The 25,043-nt window shown below is 32.6% G+C and carries 19 protein-coding genes; 7 read left to right on the top strand and 12 right to left on the bottom strand.

The window, feature by feature from the left end; translation table 11 throughout:
• Window positions 1–37: 37 nt before the first annotated feature.
• The 4 genes from VI621_RS04150 to VI621_RS04135 form a co-directional block, all read right to left on the bottom strand.
• Complete coding sequence (locus VI621_RS04150) at window positions 38–490, bottom strand: Hsp20/alpha crystallin family protein (RefSeq protein ID WP_324217118.1); 453 nt, start codon at window positions 488–490, stop codon at window positions 38–40.
• Window positions 491–823: 333 nt separating this feature from the next.
• Window positions 824–1,303, bottom strand: coding sequence for an Hsp20/alpha crystallin family protein (locus tag VI621_RS04145; protein WP_324217117.1), 480 nt, complete (start codon window positions 1,301–1,303; stop codon window positions 824–826).
• A gap of 177 nt (window positions 1,304–1,480) precedes the next feature.
• A complete protein-coding gene (locus VI621_RS04140) occupies window positions 1,481–2,734 on the bottom strand; it encodes a DEAD/DEAH box helicase (RefSeq protein WP_324217116.1) in 1,254 nt (417 codons plus the stop codon).
• A gap of 137 nt (window positions 2,735–2,871) precedes the next feature.
• A complete protein-coding gene (locus VI621_RS04135) occupies window positions 2,872–3,906 on the bottom strand; it encodes a formimidoylglutamase (protein WP_324217115.1) in 1,035 nt (344 codons plus the stop codon).
• An 88-nt stretch (window positions 3,907–3,994) separates the two neighbouring features.
• On the opposite strand from VI621_RS04135, the gene VI621_RS04130 reads away from it, so the two are divergent.
• Window positions 3,995–4,879 (top strand): hypothetical protein, encoded by an 885-nt coding sequence (locus tag VI621_RS04130; protein ID WP_324217114.1) that lies wholly within the window; start codon window positions 3,995–3,997, stop codon window positions 4,877–4,879.
• A gap of 98 nt (window positions 4,880–4,977) precedes the next feature.
• On the opposite strand, the gene hutI is transcribed toward VI621_RS04130, so the two are convergent.
• Window positions 4,978–6,216, bottom strand: coding sequence for an imidazolonepropionase (gene hutI / locus VI621_RS04125; protein ID WP_324217113.1), 1,239 nt, complete (start codon window positions 6,214–6,216; stop codon window positions 4,978–4,980).
• Between the two features lie 68 nt (window positions 6,217–6,284).
• Between hutI and corA the strand changes: the two genes are divergently transcribed.
• Window positions 6,285–7,355: a magnesium/cobalt transporter CorA gene (gene corA / locus VI621_RS04120; protein WP_324217112.1), complete on the top strand. Its 1,071-nt coding sequence runs from the start codon at window positions 6,285–6,287 to the stop codon at window positions 7,353–7,355.
• 15 nt (window positions 7,356–7,370) lie between these two features.
• Here the strand turns inward: corA and ypfJ are convergent, their stop codons facing one another.
• From ypfJ to panB, 6 genes are all read right to left on the bottom strand, one after another.
• Window positions 7,371–8,225 carry a KPN_02809 family neutral zinc metallopeptidase gene (ypfJ, locus tag VI621_RS04115; protein WP_324217111.1) on the bottom strand — a complete coding sequence of 285 codons (855 nt, stop codon included), beginning with the start codon at window positions 8,223–8,225 and terminating at the stop codon, window positions 7,371–7,373.
• A gap of 55 nt (window positions 8,226–8,280) precedes the next feature.
• Entirely contained in the window at window positions 8,281–14,436 is a 6,156-nt protein-coding gene (locus VI621_RS04110) for a PAS domain S-box protein (RefSeq protein ID WP_324217110.1), read from the bottom strand.
• 105 nt (window positions 14,437–14,541) lie between these two features.
• Entirely contained in the window at window positions 14,542–15,870 is a 1,329-nt protein-coding gene (locus VI621_RS04105) for an aldehyde dehydrogenase (RefSeq protein WP_324217109.1), read from the bottom strand.
• Between the two features lie 34 nt (window positions 15,871–15,904).
• Window positions 15,905–17,257: a hypothetical protein gene (locus tag VI621_RS04100; protein WP_324217108.1), complete on the bottom strand. Its 1,353-nt coding sequence runs from the start codon at window positions 17,255–17,257 to the stop codon at window positions 15,905–15,907.
• A gap of 77 nt (window positions 17,258–17,334) precedes the next feature.
• A complete protein-coding gene (locus tag VI621_RS04095; RefSeq protein WP_324217107.1) occupies window positions 17,335–18,024 on the bottom strand; it encodes an RluA family pseudouridine synthase in 690 nt (229 codons plus the stop codon).
• An 80-nt stretch (window positions 18,025–18,104) separates the two neighbouring features.
• A complete protein-coding gene (gene panB / locus VI621_RS04090; protein WP_324217106.1) occupies window positions 18,105–18,923 on the bottom strand; it encodes a 3-methyl-2-oxobutanoate hydroxymethyltransferase in 819 nt (272 codons plus the stop codon).
• Between the two features lie 180 nt (window positions 18,924–19,103).
• On the opposite strand from panB, the gene VI621_RS04085 reads away from it, so the two are divergent.
• The 5 genes from VI621_RS04085 (at window position 19,104) to VI621_RS04065 (ending at window position 24,542) form a co-directional block, all read left to right on the top strand.
• On the top strand, window positions 19,104–20,216 hold the full coding sequence (locus VI621_RS04085) for a sensor histidine kinase (RefSeq protein WP_324217105.1): 1,113 nt from the start codon (window positions 19,104–19,106) through the stop codon (window positions 20,214–20,216).
• Window positions 20,209–20,895, top strand: a complete 687-nt coding sequence (locus VI621_RS04080) for a response regulator (RefSeq protein WP_324217104.1) — start codon at window positions 20,209–20,211, stop codon at window positions 20,893–20,895. Before VI621_RS04085 ends, VI621_RS04080 begins: the two co-directional genes overlap by 8 nt.
• Window positions 20,896–21,004: 109 nt before the next feature.
• Window positions 21,005–22,945 carry a KUP/HAK/KT family potassium transporter gene (locus VI621_RS04075; RefSeq protein WP_324217103.1) on the top strand — a complete coding sequence of 647 codons (1,941 nt, stop codon included), beginning with the start codon at window positions 21,005–21,007 and terminating at the stop codon, window positions 22,943–22,945.
• A gap of 9 nt (window positions 22,946–22,954) precedes the next feature.
• Window positions 22,955–24,037, top strand: a complete 1,083-nt coding sequence (locus VI621_RS04070) for a porin (RefSeq protein ID WP_324217102.1) — start codon at window positions 22,955–22,957, stop codon at window positions 24,035–24,037.
• A 73-nt stretch (window positions 24,038–24,110) separates the two neighbouring features.
• Complete coding sequence (locus VI621_RS04065) at window positions 24,111–24,542, top strand: nuclear transport factor 2 family protein (RefSeq protein ID WP_324217101.1); 432 nt, start codon at window positions 24,111–24,113, stop codon at window positions 24,540–24,542.
• Between the two features lie 48 nt (window positions 24,543–24,590).
• On the opposite strand, the gene VI621_RS04060 is transcribed toward VI621_RS04065, so the two are convergent.
• A partial coding sequence (locus VI621_RS04060) for an L-serine ammonia-lyase, iron-sulfur-dependent, subunit beta (RefSeq protein WP_324217100.1) occupies window positions 24,591–25,043 on the bottom strand: 453 nt, incomplete at its 5' end.

Genomic DNA, 25,043 nt, shown 5'->3' with positions numbered 1-25,043 from the left:
TTCAAATTGAAACCTAATAAAAACTTTCAATATTTGATTATTTTATAGCAATAGGTTTAATTTTTTTTCCTTTTCCGCTTATTTTTTTGCCAATAATAACGTGGAGAATGCCATCTTTATAGTTTGCCTCTATTTTGTTTTCATCTATATAATCCGGAAGGAAAAAAGATCTGTAAAAAGATTGATAATGAAACTCTTTTTTAAGGTAATTTCCTTTTTTTCTTGACTCTTCTTTTTCTTCTTCTTTTTCAGAAGAGATAATAATCATATTATTGTCGATTTCAACCTTTAGATCTTCTTTTTTCATTCCTGGAACGGCCATTTCAATTTCTAATTTTTTATCCGATTCTTTTAAGTTCACTGAAGGTAAATTAGCTCCTACATGAGCAAAATTTTTGTCAGCCCAATCAAAAATATCTTTCGAAAAAAAATCCTCCATAAGTGTGTTTACAGGAGACAATAAACCGTTTATTTTTAGAAGTGATTCCATAATAGTATGTATTAAATGATTCTTAAACAGATGCAATCAAATATAATGATAATTCTTCATTTATGAAATGCAAATAACAAATATATAACATTTAAATATCTGATATTTAGTGTTTTGTATGGATTATTTTTTAAACATGAAATAAAAAAACATGTCTAATATCTTATAAAAGCAATAAATTATTTTAAGTATTTATTATTTAAATTTACAGAAAACTGACAAATCTTTATTTCTGAGTAAATAGTAAAAACCGTAAAATCATTTGAACCCAATTGCTGAGTTCAAATGATTTTATGGTTTATCCTGAAATTCAAGATATATAAATAAGGGTGTTTATTTTATAGCTATCGTTTTTGGCGCTTTTTTCTTAGCACCTTCTTTTTTTGCAACTGTAACATGAAGAATACCATCTTTATAGTTAGCCTCAATTTTGTTTTCATCTATGGTATCAGGAAGTCCAAATGTTCTGCAAAATGATTGATAACTAAACTCTTTTCTAACGTAATTTTCTTTTTTGTTTGATTCATCTTTTCTTTCCTCTTTTTCAGACGAAATAATAAGCATGTCATTATCGATTTCAACTTTGAAATCCTCTTTTTTCATACCTGGAGCTGCCAAATCAATTTCTAATTTAGTATCCGTTTCTCTTAAATTAACTGAAGGTAAATTACTGCCTAGGGTAGCAAAATTTCTTTCAGTCCAATCAAAAATATCTCTAGACAAAACATCATCAAAAAAGGTATTCACTGACGGAGTTAACCCTAAACTGTTCACTGACGGTAACAAACCGCCTCTTTTAACTAATGATTCCATAATTTTTTTGTATTAAATGGTTTATAAATAATAATATCAAATTTAATGAAATTATTCAGTTTTAAATCATAAATAATACGCAAATCGTTGAATGTAAGTAACTTAACGACTAAGTACGTTTTTTAACAAATGCTAAAAGTTATTTCTTACATGTAAAAAATGGAATCTGTAATCCAATTAGTACCAGCGTTTTTTATTTTGTTTTGAAGCGTCAGATTTTCTGGATTTGTGTGCGCCACCGCTTCGATTTGAATTCTTTGGAGTACCGGAAGGAGCCGTTTCAGGAGCACCGGAATGCCAAGGATATGGATGCTCGGAAACTGTTTTTACATCTACTTTTATCAGTTTTTGAATGTCTTTCCAATATTGATGTTCGTCCTTACTGCAAAAAGAAATCGCAATTCCACCATTTCCGGCACGACCTGTACGACCAATTCGGTGAACATACGTTTCAGGAATATTGGGTAAATCAAAATTGATTACAAATGGTAATTGATCAATATCAATACCACGTGCTGCAATATCGGTAGCTACCAGAACGCCAACTTCTTTATTTTTGAAAGCATCTAAAACACGTTGTCTTGCATTTTGTGATTTGTCACCGTGAATGGCTTCAGCTGCAATATCGTGTTTTCGCAATGCTTTTACAACATTGTCTGCTCCGTGTTTTGTTCTTGAAAACACCAAAACATCAGATAGATTTTGGTTTTTTATCAAATGGTATAATAAATTTCTCTTCTCTGTTTTTTCAACAAAATATACGTGTTGCTCCACATTTTCAGCTGTTGATGAAACTGGGGAAACAGTTACTGTTGCAGGATCTTTAAGGAACATTTCGGCCAATTCCCGAATAGCGATTGGCATGGTTGCAGAAAAGAATAAGGTTTGTCTGTTTTTTGGCGTAAGCTTTACAATTTTCTTAACGTCATTAACAAATCCCATGTCAAGCATCTGGTCTGCTTCGTCAAGAACCAATACATGTAAATGGTCTAAATCGATAAAGCCTTGTTTGTGCAAATCCAATAATCTTCCTGGAGTTGCCACTAAAATGTCAACGCCTTTTCTAAGTGTTTCCACTTGCGGCACTTGAGAAACGCCACCAAAAATAGTAAGCTGTGTCAAATTGGTGTACTTACCGTAAGTATCGAAACTTTGTCCGATTTGAACAGCCAATTCTCTTGTAGGGGTAATTACTAAAGCACGAATTTGTTTGGCTTTTTTTGTTGAACCAACGATTCTGTGCAATTGGTGTATGATTGGGATAGCAAATGCGCCTGTTTTTCCTGTTCCTGTTTGTGCGCAGCCGATTAAATCTCTTCCTGCCAAAACGATAGGAATGGCTTGTTCTTGAATGGGAGTTGCGCTAATATAGCCTTCTTCAAATACGGCTTTTTGTATACTTTTGGAAAGTGATAAATCTTCGAATAACATAAATTATGAATTAAGTATCTTGTAATAGGTACAAAATATTTTTGCAAAGATAGGTTATTTGTAGATTTGTTAAATTGTTAATTCGGTTATCGGTGATATGAATGTTTTCAAATGCAGCAAATAACCGAATTGACAAATCAAGAATGTAGGTTCGCTTTCATGAAGTCAGTTACCAGATAACCAATTAATTTTCCAATTAAATGATTGTTTTTATCTTCACTCAAGTCGGGAGCACCCTCGCAAATGTGTATATAACTTACGTTTTGATTTTGACTGAAATAATACACAAATTGGCGTAATTCTTCGACAGAAAATCCACTCATGGTCATGGCGCTGCTGGCGATATTAGGGATGGCATCAAGATCTATTTCAATTCCATAAAAATCATCTTTGATAAATTCGAAAGCCTGAACCATTTCTTGTTCAAAGTTCTTTTGCTTTCTGATATTGATTTCGTCATAGGTATTAAATTGAACCCGGTCATCAATTTTTTTCAAAGTGTCCAATACGCTTTTAGAAGTGTAATTTTCGTGTAATCCAAAAATGAAATATTTTTTCAGAAAACCTTCTTCATATGCATAGGAGAATCCATTGCCGCTGTGTCGTCCTTCAAGGATTCTAAAGTCAGAATGAGCGTCAAAATTAATGGCATTGATAGGTTTTCCTTTTGCAAGAGCAGTTCCTTTTATATTTCCATAAGAATTGTTGTGTCCACCACCAATAATAATTGGCGTTTTTCCAGCTTTTACAATATTAAAAATGATATGGGAAACCTCTTTGTCTATTTGTTCAACCAGCTGACTCAGTTTTTTCCGGTCATTATTATCGTTAAAATCTAAATTTTCAACAGCAGCCATTTCTTCAACAACATCGAGATGACCTAAAACGAGCAATTGACTTCCTTTACAGAATCGATTGTGCTGAATATTTGCGATACTTTTGATAGCACTTTCCCAAGCTGAAGCTGCTCCGGGTCTTCCGAAATTTGCTCTAACCCCGATGTCTTCAGGGATTCCAAACAAGACGTATTTAGATTCACAACTTTTCAGAAATGAAATTATATCTGCATCTTTCGGAACAGTCATCATTTTTTCCCCAAATTTTATTTCACCACATCTGTAGTTTGTAACTTTTGCAAGGTCATTGATAGTAAATGGGATTAATTTTTCCATGAAAAATTCTTTCTCCAAAAATAATATAATTATATAAACTTACGTTATAACAAAGAATAATTATTATTTTAGTAAAAAATTAAACCATATGGAAAATCAAAAAAGTAATTCAAGTCTAAAAGCAATCATTATTGTATTAGCACTTCTTTTAGCAGGAAGTTTAGTATACATTTATAAAGCGACTTCTGATGCTAACACAACTCAAGAAATGTTGGATACAACAAAAATTGAGAAAGCAACTGTAATGAAGGATTTGGAAGCATTGAAATCTACTTATGATGCTGCAATTGCAGAAAATACATCAATGTCGGATGAGTTAATTGCCGAAAGAGAAAAGGTGGTTATTCTTATGGCCGATTTACAAAAATCGAAAGGTGATGCCGCTTCGATGAGAAAATACAAAACACAATATTTTTCTTTAGAGACTAAAATGAAAAATTTAGTGGAAGAAAATGAAGTGCTTAAAAAACAAAATGTGACTTTAACGACAGAAAGAGACAGTACTGTTGTTGTTTTAGGTGAAGCAAAAAAATACAATGAGGTTTTAGTTGGACAAAATGAAGAATTGGCCAAAACAGTTGAAAAAGGTTCTAAATTGAGTATTTTGAATTTAAAAACTTCTGCTTATAAAATAAGAAGTTCAGGAAAACAAATTGAAACTGAAAAAGCAGGTCGTGCTGATGTACTAAAAATTAGCTTTACGATTGCCGAAAACTCCATTGCAAAATCTGGTGATAAAACCTATTATGTTCAGGTTATTGACAGTAAAAATAATGTTTTAGGAGATAAAAAAACTGAAACTTTTGGCGATAAATCATTAACATATAGTTTTACGACTAATGTTCAATATGAAAATAAAACGGTACAAGTTTCACAAGATTTACCAGGAAAAGATTTTGAAAAAGGAACTTACTTTGTAAATATTTTTGATAAAAGCGAATTGGTTTCAAAAACAAGCTTTACCCTAAAATAGTACTTTTTTAGAAGTTGATTTAAACTAAATATTTTTAATAAAAAAGGATTCGCCAAAAACGAATCCTTTTTTGTTTTATAAAATTTTAATGTTGCTGTTTATGAAATAACTTCACCTTCAATCATAACAGCATCAATCAGATTGCTACCAAAAGCATAAGGCAATTGATAAAACGAAGTAATTGGTTTGGTAATAATGATATTGGCTTTTTTACCTACTGTAATGCTTCCATGGGTTTCAGAAAGTCCCATTGCATAAGCTCCGTTAATTGTTGCAGCATTGATAGCTTCTTCGGGAGTCATTTTCATTTTGATACAAGCGGTTGCAACCACAAAATTCATATTTCCGGATGGAGTAGAACCAGGGTTAAAATCGGTCGCTAAAGCCAATGGCAATCCGGCCGAAATCATTTCACGTGCAGGAGTGTATGGAATACTCAAAAAATAGGAGCAGGAAGGCAACGCTACGGGCATGGTTCCGGTATTTTTTAAAACCTCAATATCTTCAGGGTTCATAACCTCAAGATGATCTACCGATAATGCCTTATGTTTTACACAAGCCTGAATACCACCAATCGCATTGAATTGATTGACGTGGACTTTTGGAATTAAGCCAAAACGTAAGCCAGCTTCCATAATACGTTCGGTTTCTGCGACAGAAAAATAGCCTGTTTCGCAAAAAGCATCGATATATTGCGCTAAATTCTCTTTGGCAATTTTTGGTAACATTTCATTGATTATCAAATCGATATAACCCTCGTGATTGTCTTTGTATTCTAAAGGAAAAGCATGGGCGCCAAGAAAAGTAGCTTTGATGGCAATTGGATAATTCGAGGCTAATTTTTTTATTACACGAAGCATTTTCAATTCTCCTTCTACAGAAAGTCCGTAACCCGATTTAATTTCGACTGCTCCGGTTCCTAATTTCATGACTTCCTCCAATCGCACTTTTGATTGATTGTAGATTTCCTCTTCGGAAGTTTCGTTTAGTTTTTTGGCTGAATTTAAAATACCACCACCGCGATTGGCAATTTCTTCATAAGACAAACCATTTATTCTATCCACAAATTCTTGTTCCCGATTTCCGGCATAAACAATATGGGTGTGGCTGTCGCACCAGGTTGGGAGTACCATTTTTCCGGCGGCATCAATAATTGTATCAGTATTTATTTTTGGACAATTTTCCATTGAACCAAAATCGGCAATGATATTATTTTCGATTACTAAATAAGCATTTTTTATGGTTGGAAGCAGCGCCATTTCGGCACCTGAAACTTTAGAAATTGAAGTTTCACGAACTTGAAGGAGTTCTTTTATGTTGGTAATTAATGTTTTCATGTGATGATTTTTTGTAAAAATAGTTTGAAAAATAGAATAATTCTTAAATTTAGACAAAATTAGACTTTGTGAGAAAAATTAAATATAAAAAAGGCAGAAAAGTTCAACCTTCAACTCTTGAATATACAGGGATTCACAAGGACAAACGCACAGAAATGCAATTATTTGTCTATGATGATTTCAATTTAACGGAATTCGAAAATTTCCGGGTTAATGAGGTTTGCAAACATATTGATTTAAAAAAAATAAATTGGTTAAACGTTCATGGTTTAAACGATATTGAAGTGATAAAATCAATAGGAGCTTATTTAAAAATCGATAATTTTATTCTCGGAGATATTTTAAATACTACAAGAAGAACAAAATTAGATGAGCTTCATGATATTTTGTTTTTTAATATCAAATCACTTTTACCTGCGGAAAATTCGGATAATATTTCTGTTGAGCATATCAGTTTTTTGATAAAAGACGGGATTTTAGTTTCTTTTCAGGAAAAAAGAAGTGACTTTTTTACTCATATTCGGGAACGCATCCGCACGCATTCCGGAATTGTGAGAACCAAAAAAGCCGATTACTTATTGTATTTATTGCTTGATGCCGTGATGGAAAATTTCTACATCACTATTGAAGCGGAAGAAGATAAAGTAGAGGAATTAATAAGCCTTTCAAAAGTGAGTACCAATCCAATGATTTTAGAACAAATTGAAAAACATCGTGGGAATTATAATTTCTTAAGGCGTTCTATTATACCTCTGCGCGATTCCTTATATTCTATTAAAAGCATTAAAGATGATGATGTTTTTAACGCAATCGCACCTGAAAACTTTAGTTTCTTTGCTCGTTTGCACCAAAAAAGCCTGGAACTTCTGGATCAAATTGATGACGATATGGTTACATTGGAAAGTGCTTCCAGTTTCTTTTTTTCATCTCAAAACCATAAAATGAATGAGGTCATGAAAACACTTACCATTGTTTCCTCTATATTTATTCCATTGACTTTTATTGTTGGAATTTATGGGATGAACTTTGATAATATGCCAGAACTACGAAATCCCAATGGTTATTTCATTGTACTGGGCGTGATGCTTTTTATTGTAATCGGAATGGTCTTTTATTTCAAAAAACGACGGTGGTTTTGATATAAAATGATTTTTTTAATTTAATTCAGCAAAAGTATCCCCTTGTTTAATATCTCCTGATTTGAAACCACGATTAAACCAATACATTCTTTGTTCAGAAGTCCCGTGAGTGAATGAATCCGGAACAACCTGTCCTTGTGTTTTTGATTGAATGGCATCATCTCCTACAGCATTTGCAGCGCTCAAGGCTTCCTCGATATCACCTGGCTCTAACATTGCATTTTGCTTCTCGTTATAGTGAGTCCAAAGTCCGGCGTAAAAATCCGCTTGTAATTCAACAGCAACCGAAAGTTTATTGCCCTCTTTTTGGCTCATGCTTTGTTGTAATTCACGTACTTTTGATGATGTACCCAATAAAGTCTGTACGTGATGCCCAATTTCGTGAGCGATAACATAAGCAATGGCAAAATCACCGCCTTCAGCTCCAAATCGGCTTTTTAATTGCTCAAAAAAGACCAAATCCATATACACTTTTTGGTCTTCAGGGCAATAAAAAGGTCCGGAAGCAGAAGATGCTCCGCCACATGCAGTTTCTACTGAATTGCGGAATAATACTAAATTAGGTTTTTTGTAAGTCAAACCGTTTTCTTGAAATATTTTAGACCAAACATCCTCAGTATCGGCCAGAATAGTGGCTACAAATCTACCCATTTCTTCATCTTCGGCACTTAATGGTACGCTTGAGGTTTCGGTTTGTTGTTGCAACTGTTCCTGTATTCCATTGAGTAATTCAGAAGAATCTCCTCCCATGAACATATTGATTAGTAAAATAATTATCCCGATTGCTCCTCCTCCAAGCGCTATTTTACCGCCGGGGCTTGATCTGCGGTCTTCCATATTGCTACTTTCTCTTCGTCCTAACCATTTCATACTTTATACTTTTTAAATAAATTTACTGATTTTTTTTTCAATTTATGAAAAAAAATTAAAATTTCAGCCATTTATGAATTGTATTAATAATAGTTTCCTGAACTATAGGTTTTGTTATATAGTCATCCATGCCTGCTTCAATGCATTTTTCTTTTTCGCCTACTATTGTTCCTGCTGTTAGGGCTATAATTGGTGTTTTTTTATAGCCTTTTAGTTTTCGTATTTCTTTGGTTGCTTCGTATCCGTTCATTAAGGGCATTTGCACATCCATAAAGATTAAGTTAGACAACATTTTTTTGGATAATTCAACAGCTTCAATTCCATTATTGCATTCATGTATAATTGCTTTTGGAATATTTTTTTTGATAATAGTTTTTGCCAAAAGCATATTAATTTTGTTGTCTTCTACAATTATGATTACTGGCTCTTTTGTGTCATAATTGATGTTTTCTACGGGTAGAAACACATCACTGTTTTCAATATCAATCTCGCTGTCTTCAGTTTTGAATTGAACATCAAAATAAAATGTACTTCCTTTATTCAGTTCACTTTTGAGTTCTAATTTACTGTTCATCAATCCTAATAATTTGTTTGAAATTGTAAGACCAAGTCCCGTACCACCAAATATTCTTGTTGTGGAATTATCTTCCTGAGAAAAGGCATCGAAAATTTTGGCCTGGCTTTCCGGTTTAATTCCTATTCCTGTATCTCTTACCGAAAAGCGGAGTTTACTTTGGTTATTTTCTAATTTTGAAAGAAGTTCTATTTTTAATTCAATTTCACCAACTGTCGTGAATTTTATTGCATTTCCTAATAAATTGATAATCACTTGTCTCAAACGGAAAGAATCAGCCCAAATATATTTTTGAATATTTGGATCTATGGTAAGGATCATTTTTATGTTTTTCTGATGGGCCTCATATTTGATTAAATCGATTACCTGATTACAAATTTGTCTAATGTCTATTTTTTTTATTTCGAGATCTAATTTTCCAGATTCAATTTTTGAGAAATCAAGAATGTCATTAATAATTTCCATTAAGGTATTTGCCGACTGATTCACCGTTTTCATGTATTGAATTTGAGTATTATCAAGCATGGTTTTCATCAATAAATCGGTAAAACCAATGATTCCGTTTAGAGGCGTTCTGATTTCATGACTCATATTCGCTAAAAATTCAGACTTGGCCCTATTGGCTGCTTCGGCATATTCACGTGCTTTTATGGCTCCTTCTGCTAATTTTTTCTCCGTTATATCGACTAATATTCCTTCGATAAATGCAATTCCTTGGTCTTTTACTATTGCACCGCCAAACTCTTCTATCCAAACAATTTCACCTGTTTTTTTGATGATTCGATAGGTCAGATGGAAATGTTCAGATTCTGCTAGATTTTTTTTAGACTCAGAAATGACTTTTTCTGCATCTTCAGGATGAATTAAATCGGAATAGACAATTCTTTTTTCTAAGAAATCAGCTTTTGAATAACCGGTTAAAGTTTCTATTTCATCATTAATATATATTTTTGTCCAATTCTCATCATATTCAGAAAGATACACCGCTCCCGGAATATTATTAACCAGAAGTTTGAACTTTTCTTCACTTTCGTTGATGATGGCTTCATTAATATTTCGTTCAATTGCTAAAGCTATATTGTTAATAAGTGACTGTAATATTGACACTTCGTCCTCTAACCAGATTCTTTCTCTTGTTGAATCATCAAAAACTATAAATCCATAAAAATTAGCTTTAATAAAAATCGGCAATCCCAAAATTGATTTAACTCCCAATGAAGTGAGCTTGTCTCTTATAATTGGATTATCAATTTTGGTAATCAACTTTTTGTATGGTTTTTTTGCTAATAGCTTTTCCAGCGCATCCTGGATTTGACTGTGAGGAATATTTTGTAAATTTTGGTTTGGTTCCACTAAAGAGAGTGATTCTTTCAGCCATCTGTATTTTTGACTTACAACATTTAATTTCGGATTATTTTCAAAAAAGGATATCTTATCCACTTGTATCACTTTCCCGATGGAGTGAAGTGTTTTTTCAAAAATTTCGGAAGTATTTTTGCTAACCAGAATTTTTTCTGTGTTATCATTTATAACGGATAGAATTTCATTTTTGTAGGCAAGAACTTGCTCAGCTTCTTTTCTTTTGTGTGCTTCGATGGCAAGCGCAATAATATCGGCAATGGATTTTACAAAATTAATATCTTCCTCATCCCAATCATTGGTTTTATTTGTAGTTTCAAAACAAATGATTCCCTTTAAAATCCCATTGAGATATATGGGAGAATCGAGTAAGGATTTGATATTGCGTTCCGGAAAATAAGCGGCGCAAAATTCACTAATTTCTTTTTTTGTATTAACATCAGGAGCAACAATCTGATTTTCTTTTTCTATTGCTTCAAAATAGATTGGAAAGTTTGTTCGTTTAAAAACTAACCCATTAGAATGCTTATTTTTATCTAATTCATATAAATTAAAGCATTTGATTTGATCATAATGATAATCCCAAAAACTAACCCTATTAATTCCGGTTCCTCTCGCAGCATTTTCTGTTATAAGTTTAATGCTTTCTTGCAGATTTTCAATATTTAAGTAGTTTATCGTATTGAGTTTATTGATAACCGCATTGTATTTTGTTATTTTTTGTTGTCGTTTTAACTCTTTAAGCTCAATGTTTTTTATAAAAGTAATGTCTCTTGCAATTACGGAATATCCGGTTATCCTGCGTTTTTCGTCTCTATTGATTGATACTTTTTGTGAAATCCAGATTTCATTACCATTTTTTTTAATGATAGGAAACTCTAAAATCGGAAAAGCATTCATCTCTAATGTTGGTTTCGCATAAAAATCGGCAACTTTTTCTAAATGATCCTTTCTTATAAAATCATTAAACTTTGTTTTATAAATCTCTTCCAGGCTATATCCTGTAATTTTTTCAGTATTCTGATTTATAAAAACATAATTCCCGTATTTGTCTATTTCATATATAATATCAGTAGCTGATTCAACTAGGTTTTCATATAATTTTTGAATATGGATTTGCTCTGTTACATCCTGGCCATTACTGATAAATAAATCTTCAGAATATTTTTGATCGGTCCATTGAATGTATTTGTAATTTTCATTTTTGCATTTCAATTTTTTGAGATATACTTTATTATCCACAAAATTATGATGGTATTCCTCTCCGATTAGTTCTTGATCTTCGGTCAATTTCCAAAAATTCAAGCCCATAACTTCATCCGTTTTATATCCTAAAATAGTTGTTATTGTTTCGCTGCAAAAAGACAATTCCCCTTTTTTGTTTGTAGCAATAATTAAAGAGTTGCCTTTGTTTACAATATTATTTGCAAACAAAAATTTATCTTTTGTATTTAAAATGGCAATATGTCTGGCATGGTTAATAATGGCTGTTAATATGCAGGCATTAAATAAGATGACGGTATAATTTTTAGGAATTACATTATAAATAAACATGTAAATGAAAAATAAAATTATAAATCCCATAAATCCCCAATACAATCGCATCGGTCTAAAAACATTATAAGAGAAGAAAAATATAATCAAGAACTCGGTTAACATGATGAATTCGAATTCAGTATAAATAAATTTATACATCGTATAAGCTAAGTAGAGAAGGAAAATAAAAATAAATAGGTATTGTAAATTATTTTTAATGAACTTTATTTTATCGCTGGCAAAATAGAGAAGCACCAAAATTAGCCCTAAACTTAGATTTAAGTATAAATCACTCTGATTTCGAATTTTGAAAAGTTCAGTTATGATTTCCAGAATTGGAATAGCTATTCCAAGAAACAAGAGATAAAGACGATATTCTTCGATATCAGATTGAGCATCAGAATAATGCTTTACAAATTCTTTATTGTAACTTGAGGTTTTACTAAATATGACTAGAAAAAAAGCAGTCAGGAATCCAAGAATAATAAATATAAACCACCATTCATAATAAAAAGGGGTTTCTATCTCAAAAGAATATGTGTTTTCTGTATTAAGATCTCGCCCGAAATTATCAACCAATTTTATTCTGAATTTATATTTCCCATGGTCGAGATTTGCATAGGTGACTTCTTTTTGGGTCGTAGGATTTGACCATTTAATATCTACCCCTTCAAGTTTATAGGAATATAAAGCAGTTTTGCCCGATTGGCGATTAATGATATTATATTCAAAAGTTAATTGATTTTCATTATTATTGAATACATGATTTTCATTAGGTACGTTAAACCATTTGTTATCAGATGTTTCTGTTTTCCAGTTTTTATTTTGATGGAATAATTTAATATTGCTTATAACAATTTTTGGAGTTTTTTCATCCAGACGTGTGTAACTGGGTAGATATTTATACAAACCTTTTACGGTTCCAAGGAGAATATCTCCTTTGTCATCTAAAAACTGAGCTCTCATATTGGTTTCCAATCCTCTGAAACCATTTTTTGAGTTGTAATTTTTTATAGAAATGATTCGTCCTTTTTCATTTACTTGAAGTTTATCAATTCCTAAATTGGTTCCAATCAGCAGATTCCCAAATTTATCATTGATAAAAGTATAAATCAATGTCGATGTTAAACCATCTTTTTTGCCGTATTTTAAAATTTCATTGTTTTTGGTAAGAACATAAATGTTATTACTCCCGCAAAACCATCGATTCCCGAAATTATCTTTTGTAGAAATTGAAATAACATCAGAAATAATTTTTTTTGATAAAGAAAACTTATTTGGTGTCTTTTCAGTTAGAATATACAAACCGTTAATAGTACCAACATGCCACGTATTGTCACTTAAAGCATCGATTGTATTTATTGTAATGGCAAAAGTTTCATCGTTATTTATTGATATACTTTTTTGAAATTTAAAATTCTCATCAAAAATTAATAAGCCATCGTTTTGAGTTCCTAAGAAATACCTGTTTTGTTTGTCCTGAATTAATGCAACAATAGCACCTTTTCCGGAATAATTAGGTCTTAAATCATGATTGATTATTTTGTTGTTTTTTATGACAGACAAACCATTCGGGTTATCAAAGGTAATATTGCCGGAATTGTTTTTTATGATAGTTCTTGCTCCGTGATTATTGATAAAAGTTTTTTTCAGAATATATTTGCCATCAATATTCTCTTTAAACTCAAAGACGCCCTGTCGAAGCATGCCAACATACAATCTATCCTTTTCGCTGTAAATAGAAAAAATATAAGGAGAGGCTAATTCTTTGGTGTTACTGTAGTTGAAAAACTGTTGTCTCCCTGTTTTATATAAGCCATTTCCTAAAGTTCCAATGTATAATTCCATGGATTTGTCCTGATAAAAGCAAGAAATATTATCGCCATCAAAACCATTTGTACTATTGATAAACAAGATGGAGTCACCACTTAATTGACAAATACCACTTTTGTCGTTGCTTCCCAGCCAAATCCTTCCGCTTTTGCCAACAAATAACTGTTTGATAGAGAAGTTTTTGCCGCTTGGAAGTTTGATTTTTTTTAGAAACTCGGGTTTGCTATTTTTAAATTTATATACATTCCCATCATAGGTGCCTAATATGATTTCATTTTTAGAATTGGTATTCAAGCAAACATAATTTTTAAAAATATCAGGAAATATCCGTTTTATTTGGTTATTCTGAGCTTTAAACAATCCGTTATTTGCAGAGATAATTAAATTTGAATTTTCATCTAAAGCCGCGCCGTTTACAATATGATAAGTTTTATTGTTAGGTGTAATTTTTTCTAAAGAACCATCATTTTTTATAAGGATTATTTCCTGTTCGGTAATGCAATAGATTCCTTTTTTACTTTTTAAGAGTTTATAAACCGTATTTGATGATATAATCGGACCTCCAGGATTAATGCTTTTTCGAAATGTAGCCCCATCATAAATATAAATGCCATTATACCTCGTGGCAATTATTAAATTTTTATTTAAACCTTCGACAATATCAGTCACAAAGATGCCTTCTAAACCTTTACTTTGATCAATGGTTTCAAAATTATTTCCGTCATATCGAACTAATCCGGCTCCATCAGTTCCAATCCAAATTAAATCACGGCTATCTTGAGTAATACAATTTATGACAGACGAAGGTAATCCAGATTCTTGATTAATAGACTGAAAATCATAGACTTGGCTTGTCGCTATGAGGTGAAGGAAAAAAAATAAAAACACTAATTTGTTTCGTAATAACATTCAACAACAAATTATTTAGGTTATAAGAAGATATCTGTATAAATTTAAGAAATTATGGAATAAGAATGTTGATTTTATGGTTAATTTTTTAAAATTTAAAATATTTTATAACCATTTAAGAAATTTACGGATAGTCTTTAATTTGTTATTATAAGGAGCATATCTCATGGGTAAATCCAGCCAGTTTGCTTTTTTTACAATGGCTTTTTTATGTGAAAAAAGATTAAAGCTCATTTTACCGTGGTAGGCACCAATTCCGGAATAACCAACGCCTCCAAAAGGCAGTCTTTTATTCGAAAATTGTATTACCGTGTCATTTACACAACCACCGCCAAAAGAGAATTCTTGAATTACTTTTTCTGCAAAACGTTTGTTTTCTGTAAAAACATATAATGCTAAAGGCTTTTCATATTTTGAGATTATGTTTTTTAAATCCAGATCATTATCATAGGAAAGTATCGGCAAAATTGGTCCGAAAATTTCATCCTGCATAACCAAACTATCTAAACTAGGCTCATCAATTAGGGTAGGAGCGATGTAACAATTTGCTGCATTGGTTTGCCCGCCATAAACGATTGTGCATCCAACTAATAAATCACATTGTCGCTGCCAATTTTTATCGTTTACAATTCGACAGAAATCTGGCGAATTTTCAGGATTTTCGCCATAAGCTTCTGTAATTTCTTCTTTTAAATACGCAATAAATCGGGCTTTCATTTTGGTTTGAACCAAGATATAGTCGGGAGCAATACATGTTTGTCCGCTGTTAATAAATTTTCCCCAAACAATGCGTTTTGCGGCAAGTTTCAGATTGGCAGTTTCATCAACTATACATGGATTTTTTCCGCCTAGTTCTAAAGTTACCGGAGTAAGATTTTCTGCGGCAGCTTTGGCAACAATTTTACCAACGCCAACACTTCCGGTAAAGAAAATATAATCCCAACGTTGTGCTAATAATTTTTGCGCAACATCAACACCGCCTTCCATCACTTCTACATGATTTGCATCAAATGTTTCAGAGATAATTTTTGCAATAATTTTTGAGGTATTCGGGGTAAGTTCCGATGGTTTTAAAACAACTTGATTTCCTGCCGCAACAGCTGCAATCAAAGGGCAAAGCGCTAATTGAAACGGATAATTCCATGGCGCAATTATTAATACTTTTCCGTATGGCTCGATATAAATATAATCTTTTGAAGGAAAGTTTAAGATCGAAGGCAATACTCTTTTTGGTTTTGCCCAGGATTTGATTTTTTTTATCGTGTCTTTTAAGTCGGAAATTACAAAATGAGTTTCTGTTAAAACGGCTTCAAAGGCTGGTTTTCTAAAATCATCATACAAAGCTTGTACTATTGCATCTTCGTTTTTCAGAATGTTGTGCAATAATTTTTTAAGCGATTCTTTTCTGTAGACAATATCTGTTTTGTAATTCATCTTTGATTTCAAATTTGGTGGAATTATAAAACTTTTATTTTAATCCGAATCGGTATCCTAAATAAACATCCGCCTGTTTGGTATCACTTGTCAATGCGGTCAATATAGAACTTGAACCAAGATAAAATCCATAAACTCTAAATCCTAATCCACCAGTTACTCCAGAAATTTCATTGCTTGCCCAAGAGGAATAAACTTCATAATTTTTTAATGAAAATCGCGGTGTAACTGAAAATATATTTTGGGTAGTAACCTGATCGTCTTTATTGTCATCACCTAATTTTTGTTGCGCATAAAGTGTTACAAAAAATCTTGAAACCATTTTTATATCAGCATAAGCAGAGAAAACAGTAGGTAATTTTACTTTGAATTTTTTTTCTGAATTTGTGGTCGTTAAATAACCGCTATTTTGCAAAATAGTTTCAATTTCCTGTAAACTATCCACATTTTCAAATTGATTAAGATTTAGACCTGGTTCAAGTGGTGTTCCCGGTGGAATATTTAATTCGTAATTGGTTGATGAATTATTAGTGTCTTCAAAAGTCATTCCTCCAATGTTTCTAATGGATATACCGGCATTAACTTTATAATTATCAATGTCTTTCCATTTATAATTCAAACCAAAATCCACGGCAAATCCATTTAATTTACCAAAAAGAGATTGTGAATAATCTTCAAAATTGGTAAAACTATTTGCTAAGTTTCCCGAATAAGCAATGTTTAGTGTAGCGTCAGTATCATTCAAATAGGCTTGTCCTGCGCTGACTTCTATTGTTCCATGAAATTTATCGGCACCAAAATTGGCATACGAACCTGGAAACAATAATTTTAAAGTTGTTCCGGCATTAAACTTATGTTTTTCGTTTTCGAACAGATTTCGTGCCACCGAGAATCCTACTTCACCCCAGGTTGTTCCATTCAAACGTTGATTATTATCATTATTTATCGTGGTAGAACCAGTAAAAAGAGAGCCAATTGTTCCGGAATTAATTGCTTCACCCAATTTTGAGTCAACATCTTCCAGGGTTAATTTTGCATATGCTTTAGTTGATAAACCAAAAACCCATTTATCCATTTTCATTGCAAATCCTGGCCCATAAATTTCTGCATCGATACGCATATTTACAGGTTCATCTCCTGCGAAAATTAAATCTTCAATATTATCGGAATTTATTAAATCATCAAAACCTACTTTATTATTGGCAGCATTAACACTTGCAGAAAAAACAATAAATTCATATTTAGAAGTTATATTAGAAAGCTCTGCCGGATTTATGCCAGCATTGAGAATCCCGACTTTGCTAGAAGTATTTATACCTGAAAAATGATCTTGCGCTGAAACATTTAAAAACAATAACGAACACGACAGAATCAGTAAATTTCTCATAGACTTTTGATTTTAATTGGTGTAGAATAATTGACATTAAAATTTATGCTGTAGGTAAAGTTACAGTTTTTTTAATTTTAAATAGCATTCCAAATCACGTCATTTGGTGTAGGCGCGATAATTTCTATGTTTTCTTTAGAAACGGGATGGATAAAAACCAATTTTCTTGCATGTAAGTGTATTCCTCCATCAGGATTACTTCTGTCAAAGCCATATTTTAAATCGCCTTTTATTGGAGAACCGATAGCCGATAATTGGGCTCTGATTTGATGATGTCTACCCGTATGAAGATGAATTTCGAGGGCAAAATAGTTTTGAAGTGTGGCAATGATTTTATAATCTAAACTCGCTATTTTGCTGTCGGGAACTTCTTTAATATGCGCTTTTGAAGTATTGTTTTTTTCATTTCTTTTCATAAAATGAACCAATTTGTCTTCGGAGTTTGAAGGTTTGTTTTTTACAATTGCCCAATAGGTTTTTTGGGTTTCACGATTGCTGAACAGTTCATTCATTCGTGTCAAGGCTTTTGAAGTCCTTGCAAAAACAACAATTCCCGTTGTAGGCCTGTCTAAACGATGTACCACACCAAGAAAAACTTCTCCTGGTTTGTTGTATTTGTCTTTGATGTATTCTTTCACAACATCACTGAGCGGTTTATCGCCAGTTTTATCGCCTTGCACAATATCGCCTACACGTTTATTAATCACAATAATATGATTGTCTTCGTGAAGAATTTGTAGATTATCTTTATTGGAAATTATTTTCAAAAGGTATTGTTCGATTTTTGGATTATTCGATTACTAGATTTTTCGAACAATCGAATCATCCGAAAATCTAATAATCAGTATTAATATTGTTCATTTTCATTCGGAAAATCAACTGCTTTTACATCAGAAACATATTGACCGATAGCTTTTGTCATGTCTTCATACAAATTCATATATCTTCTTAGGAAACGAGGACTAAATTCGTGTGTCATGCCTAACATATCGTGCAATACCAAAACTTGTCCGTCAACACCGCTTCCTGCACCGATTCCGATTACGGGAATAGAAATGCTTTGAGCTACTTTGGTAGCCAGATGAGCCGGAATTTTTTCTAAAACTAATGCAAAACATCCAATTTTCTCCAGCATTTTTGCATCTTCCAAAAGCTTTTCGGCTTCTTCGTCTTCTTTGGCACGAACGGTATAAGTCCCGAATTTATAAATAGATTGAGGCGTTAAACCCAAATGTCCCATAACTGGAATTCCAGCGTTTAATATTTTTTTGATGGAATCTTTGATTTCTCTTCCACCTTCCAGTTTCACGGCATGTCCGCCACTTTCTTTCATAATTCGGATAGAAGAACGCAAGGCTTCTTTTGGATCCGATTGGTAACTTCCAAATGGCAAATCCACCACAACTAAGGCTCTTGTAATTGCTCTAACCACCCCTGAAGCATGATAAATCATTTGATCTAAAGTAATTGGAAGAGTAGTTTCGTGTCCGGCCATTACATTGGAAGCGGAATCTCCAACAAGAATTACATCAATACCGGCAGCATCAACAATTTTGGCCATGGTATAATCATAAGCGGTAAGCATGGAGATTTTCTCTCCATTGGCTTTCATATCAATTAGTGATTTGGTAGTAATTCTTTTGTAATCTTTTTTGGCGACTGACATAGATGTGTTTATTAGAAGATGTAAAAGTAATAAAATTGAGTTATAAGAGTATTAGATAGTTTGATTTTTAGAAAATTATTAATTAAAAAAAATCTTTATAAAATCTTTATGCTTCCCAGCTTTTATATTATAAAATACTTATAACAGATGCTTTAACTTTGCATAGTAAATCAGAGACAAGTGAAAAGCATCTTAAGACATACAGAACCTAAAAGTCAATACCTTATAAGTATACTATCTGTAACCATCGTTACACTGCTTTGTTTATTAATTCGAAACGTTGTCGAATATAAAGTAGTGGGTTACTTATTGCTAGTGGTCGTCTCTTTATTAGCTATTTTTTTAGACATCCTTCCGGTGCTTTTGGCAGCAGTTTTAAGCGCTTTATGTCTAGATTTTCTCTTTATTCAGCCTTATTATACGCTTCATATTGAGAGCGCAGAAGATACTTTGCTATTATTATTGTTTTTTATCATTGCTTTAATCAATGGGGTTTTGACCAATAAAATCAGAAAAATAGAACGCGAAATGCAGTTTAAAGAGGCTAAAGTAAAAACAATGCAGTTATACAAAACCTTGCTGGACTCTTTATCTCACGAATTACGAACACCAATAGCAACAATAATTGGTTCCATTGGTACTTTACAACAAAAATCGGTTCATTTATCAGAAGATAATAAATCGAAATTATTGTCCGAAATGGAAAAAGCATCCATGCGGTTAAACCATCAGGTGGAAAATTTATTGAATATGTCCCGATTGGAAAGTGGCTATATTCAACCTAAATTAGATTGGTGTGACCTTAAAGAATTGACTTATAAAGTTTTTGATAGTTTATCCGAAGAATTAAAATTTCATAAAACAGTTGTAATTGCTGACGATAATTTGGCACTTTTTAAATTAGATTATGGATTAATGGAGCAAATTATTTACAATTTGGTTTATAATGCGTCATTATATACACCAAAAGGGGCTACAATTGAAGTTAAAATAAAACATCAGATGGATTTGGATTTTGAATATCACGAAGACAAAAAAATGACTTGTGTTATAACTGTTTCAGATGATGGAAATGGATTTCCGGAAGATGAAATAGATAAAGTTTTTGATAAGTTTTACAGATTGCAACATTCTAAAACAGGAGGGACAGGCTTGGGTCTTTCCATAGTAAAAGGTTTTGTGGAAGCACAAAAAGGCAAAATAACACTTAAGAATAAAGAGAAAGGTGGGGCAATTTTTAAATTGTCTTTTCCGGCAAAAACGATGAATACAAAAAATATAGGTAATGAATAATGAAGCTACCATATTAATTATCGATGACGAAAGTCAAATTAGAAAACTATTGGAAATCACTTTAGAAGCCAATGGTTACAAAGTAAATTTTGCAGTAAACGCAAAAGAAGGACTCACGGCCGCTGCTAATCATCCGCCAGACCTCATTATTTTAGATTTGGGTTTACCCGATGATGATGGTCAAAATGTATTGAAACTATTGCGGGAATGGTATAATAATCCAATACTTATTTTAACAGTTAAAAACACAGAGGATGAAATTGTTAAAGCTCTGGATAACGGTGCAAATGATTATTTATCAAAACCATTTCGATCTCAAGAGTTATTAGCCAGAATCAGAACTGCTTTGCGCTCGGTTCCTGGTCAGCCAAATGAAGCCATTGTTAGTTTTGGAAATATAACTATTGATTTCAATGCCAGAGTAGTAAAAGTAGCTGACGAAATCATTAAACTAACTGCAACGGAATATGCTTTATTGGCATTATTAGTCAAAAATGAAGGACGTGTTTTAACGCATCAATATCTTTTAAAAGAAGTTTGGGGACAAACGTATTCTGACCAAACACAATATTTACGTGTTTTTATTGCCCAACTTCGTAAAAAACTCGAAAATGATCCTAATCGCCCAAAACACATACTTACCGAATCGGGTGTAGGTTACCGATTTAATACAAGCTAATCAATAGTTACATACCAATTTAATTGTTATTGCGAATACTTATTTCATCGCAATCCAGATTTTCTATGCTCAAAAGTGACCTCAAATTAAATTTAATATTTTATATAAAATGAAGAATTCAAATGTACAAAAAGTAAGCGCCGCAGCACTTTTAGTGGCTCTAGGTATCATTTATGGTGATATCGGAACTAGTCCATTATATGTAATGAAATCAATTGTTGGCGATAAATCCATAACCGAATTGTTAGTTTATGGAGGAATTTCATGTGTGTTTTGGACATTAACCTTTCAAACGACTTTCAAATATATTTTTCTAACGCTTTCGGCTGATAACCATGGCGAAGGCGGCGTATTTTCTTTATATGCGCTTGTAAAACGTTTTGGTAAAGGCAAATTGGTTATTCCAACCATTTTAGGAGCAACCACATTATTAGCCGATGGAATTATTACACCGCCAATTTCGGTAGCATCTGCTGTAGAAGGTTTAGAGGCAGTCGTTCCCAATCTGCCAACAATTCCTATTGTTATCGCTATTCTTTCAGGATTGTTTCTTTTTCAACGCTTCGGAACACAAAAAGTAGGTTTCTTTTTTGGGCCAGCCATGGTGGTTTGGTTCACGATGTTGCTCGTTTTGGGAGTTTCTCAAATTGTGCATCATCCTGATATCCTAAACGCATTGAACCCAATCTATGGATATCGATTGTTGGTAGAATATCCACATGGATTTTGGTTGCTTGGCGCTGTATTCTTATGTACAACAGGAGCTGAAGCCTTGTATTCCGATTTAGGACATTGCGGAAAAGAGAACATCCGAATTACTTGGATTTTTGTAAAAATAGCTCTGGTAACTAATTATTTAGGGCAAGGCGCTTGGTTAATGCATCAGGGGAATGAATTTCTTGAAGGGAAGAATCCGTTTTATACCATCATGCCACAATGGTTTTTAATCATCGGAGTTGTGATTGCCACATTAGCAGCAATTATTGCATCTCAAGCCTTAATTAGTGGTTCTTTTACGTTAATTAACGAAGCTATTTCGTTAAACTTTTGGCCTCGCGTAGCTTTGAAAAATCCAACGAATTTAAAAGGGCAAATTTATATTCCATCGGTAAATACCATCCTTTGGGTAGGTTGTGTATTAATGATTTTGTATTTCAAAAATTCGGCACATATGGAAGCTGCTTATGGATTTTCAATCACTATTGCCATGTTAATGACAACCGTTTTGTTATCCTATTATTTGGTATTTATCAAGAAAATAAAAATCGGTTGGGTTGCCATTATTTTATTTATTTTCTTCATTATCGAAGTTTCTTTCTTCATTGCCAATGTGGTCAAAATCAAAGAACGTTGGATGTTTTTATTCTTTGAACTGTTCATTTTTATGGTCATGTACGTTTGGTATTATTCTCGAAAAATTAACAATCGTTTCTTGAAATTCACTAATTTGGTAGAACAAACGCCCTTATTAAATGAGTTAAGACAAGACGATAGTATTCCAAAATATTCTACGCATTTAATTTACTTATCTAAGGCAGATAAAACCTATGAGATTGAGGAGAAAATCATGAAATCAATCTTTGCTAAAAAACCAAAAAGAGCCGATGTATATTGGTTTTTGCATATCAATAGAACGAACGATCCGTTTACCTTAAATTATGAAGTGGTGGAGATTTTAGATGATAAAGTCATTAAAGTGATATTGAATGTAGGTTTTAGGGTGCAGCCAAAAGTTGAATTGTATTTCAAGAAAATTGTTCAGGAATTGGTTCAAAGAAAAGAATTGAATTTACACATTCGCCCTGATGGTTCTACAAAATATAATGCCGAACCCGATTTCAAATTTATTATCATTGAAAAATTCTTATCTATTGAAAACGAGTTTGCTATAAAAGATGGTTGGTTGCTTTATTCTTATTATTGGTTAAAAAAATTATCGCTTTCAGATGAAAAAGCCTTTGGATTAGACAAAAGTGATGTTGCAATCGAAAACGTGCCAATGATTTATAGTCCGGTTACAAACCTTGTTTTAGAAAGAAAATCTAAGTAATTTCACAACATGAAGAAAATAAATTTCACCATAGTTTTTACCGTATTTTGTTTGATTTTAAGTTTAAAAATGGGTGCGCAGGACACTATTAATCCGTCAAAAGTTAAGGTTGACTTTTCGGGATATCTAGAAACTTATTATGGCTATGATTTCAATCATCCTAAATCGGGAACAAATCAAAATTTCTTATTCAATCACAACCATCACAATGAGTTTAATATTAATATTGGATTGATAAGATGTACTATTTCCTACGAAAATTTTTATGCTAAGATTGCATTGCAGGCTGGAAAATATGTACAGGATAATTATGCCAACGAAGATTTGAAATTGTTCAATGAAGCTTATATAGGTGTTTATATAGATAAAGCTCAAAAGATGAGCATTGAAGCGGGTATTTTTACCTCACACATTGGTTTTGAAACCGCAACTTCTCATTCGAATTTGACTGTAACGCGTTCTATATTAGCTGAAAATTCACCGTATTTTTTATCTGGAGTTAAATTTAATTATAAACCCAATGAAAAGTGGACTTTCACCGGATTGTTAAACAACGGTTGGCAACGAATTAATAAACCGAATCGGGAAGCATTACCAGCTTTTGGTAGTCAAATCATATATAAGCCATCGGTAAAAAGCACATTGAATTGGAGCACTTTTATTGGAGACGAACCTATAGGTGATAATTTGCAAACGCGCTATTTTAATAATTTTTATTGGGATTATCAATGGAATGCAAAGTGGAGAACCATCACCGGATTTGACATTGGTTATCAAAAGAAAATGGGAGAGAAAGGATATAGCAACTGGTTTAGTCCTGTTTTGATTACTCAATATACAATTAGTCCAAAATGGCAAACTTCATTTAGAACCGAATATTTTCAAGATGTTGATAATGTGGTTATCGCTTCCAATAATGGGAAATTCAAAACTTTCGGAAACTCCATAAACTTAGATTTCATACCAAATTCGAAAGTAAAAGTGCGTACAGAAGCACGATGGTTGCATTCCGATGAACCTGCTTTTCTTAGAAATGAAAATTTAGTAAAAGACGATTTTATTATGACAACTAGTTTGTCGTTTGAATGGTAATAAAATGTATATTTTTAACTCAAAAATGTAACAGTAATATTGTTTGTGCTACAAATTAATTAAAAAGAAAACTATGAGAAATTTTTTACTGATGATTTTATTATTGTCAACGACTTATTCACAAGCGCAAAATCAGGAAATTCAAAAAGTGATTGAAACTTTTTTTGAAGGTTTCCATGGAAAAGATACCGTTAAAATGCATTCTGTTTGTGCCGATAAAATGATTTTACAATCCATTGCAGAAAGTCCGAAAGGAAATAAACTTTCAGACGAAACGGCTAAAGAATTTTATAATTCAATTACTGCAATTCCCGCAGATTTCAATTTTCAGGAAAAGATTTTAAGCTATGCGATCCAAATCGATGGTACAATGGCGCATGCCTGGACGCCTTATGAGTTTTATGTTAAAGGAAAATTAAGCCACAAAGGGGTGAATGCTTTTACCCTTTTTAAAGAATATGATGTTTGGAAGATTATCTACATTATTGATACCCGAAGAAAATAATAGAATTAATTTCTTTTAAATCGAGGCATCTAACATTCTAAAATCGAATTAACAATCTGCCAGATTCACGGCGATTGCCAAACCACCTTCGGAAGTTTCTTTGTATTTGTTGTTCATATCCTTGGCCGTTTGCCACATGGTATCGACTACTTTATCCAAAGGAACTTTCGCGTTTTTAGGATCTGTTGCTAAAGCTAATTCAGCTGCATTAATAGCTTTTATGGCGCCCATAGTATTTCTTTCGATACACGGAATTTGAACCAAACCGCCAATCGGGTCACAGGTCATTCCTAAATGATGTTCCATAGCTATTTCGGCCGCCATTAAAACCTGTTCGGGAGTTCCGCCCATTAATTCGCACAAAGCTGCTGCTGCCATGGATGATGAAACGCCAATTTCTGCCTGGCAGCCACCCATTGCTGCGGAAATTGTCGATCCTTTTTTGAAAATACTGCCAATTTCTCCGGCAACCATCAGGAATTGTTTGATTTCTTTTTCTCC

Source organism: Flavobacterium sp. (genome assembly GCF_035292545.1).
Classification (GTDB): domain Bacteria; phylum Bacteroidota; class Bacteroidia; order Flavobacteriales; family Flavobacteriaceae; genus Flavobacterium.
The sequence above is the reverse complement of the archived record's forward strand: the minus strand, read 5'-3'. Positions and strand labels throughout refer to the sequence as shown.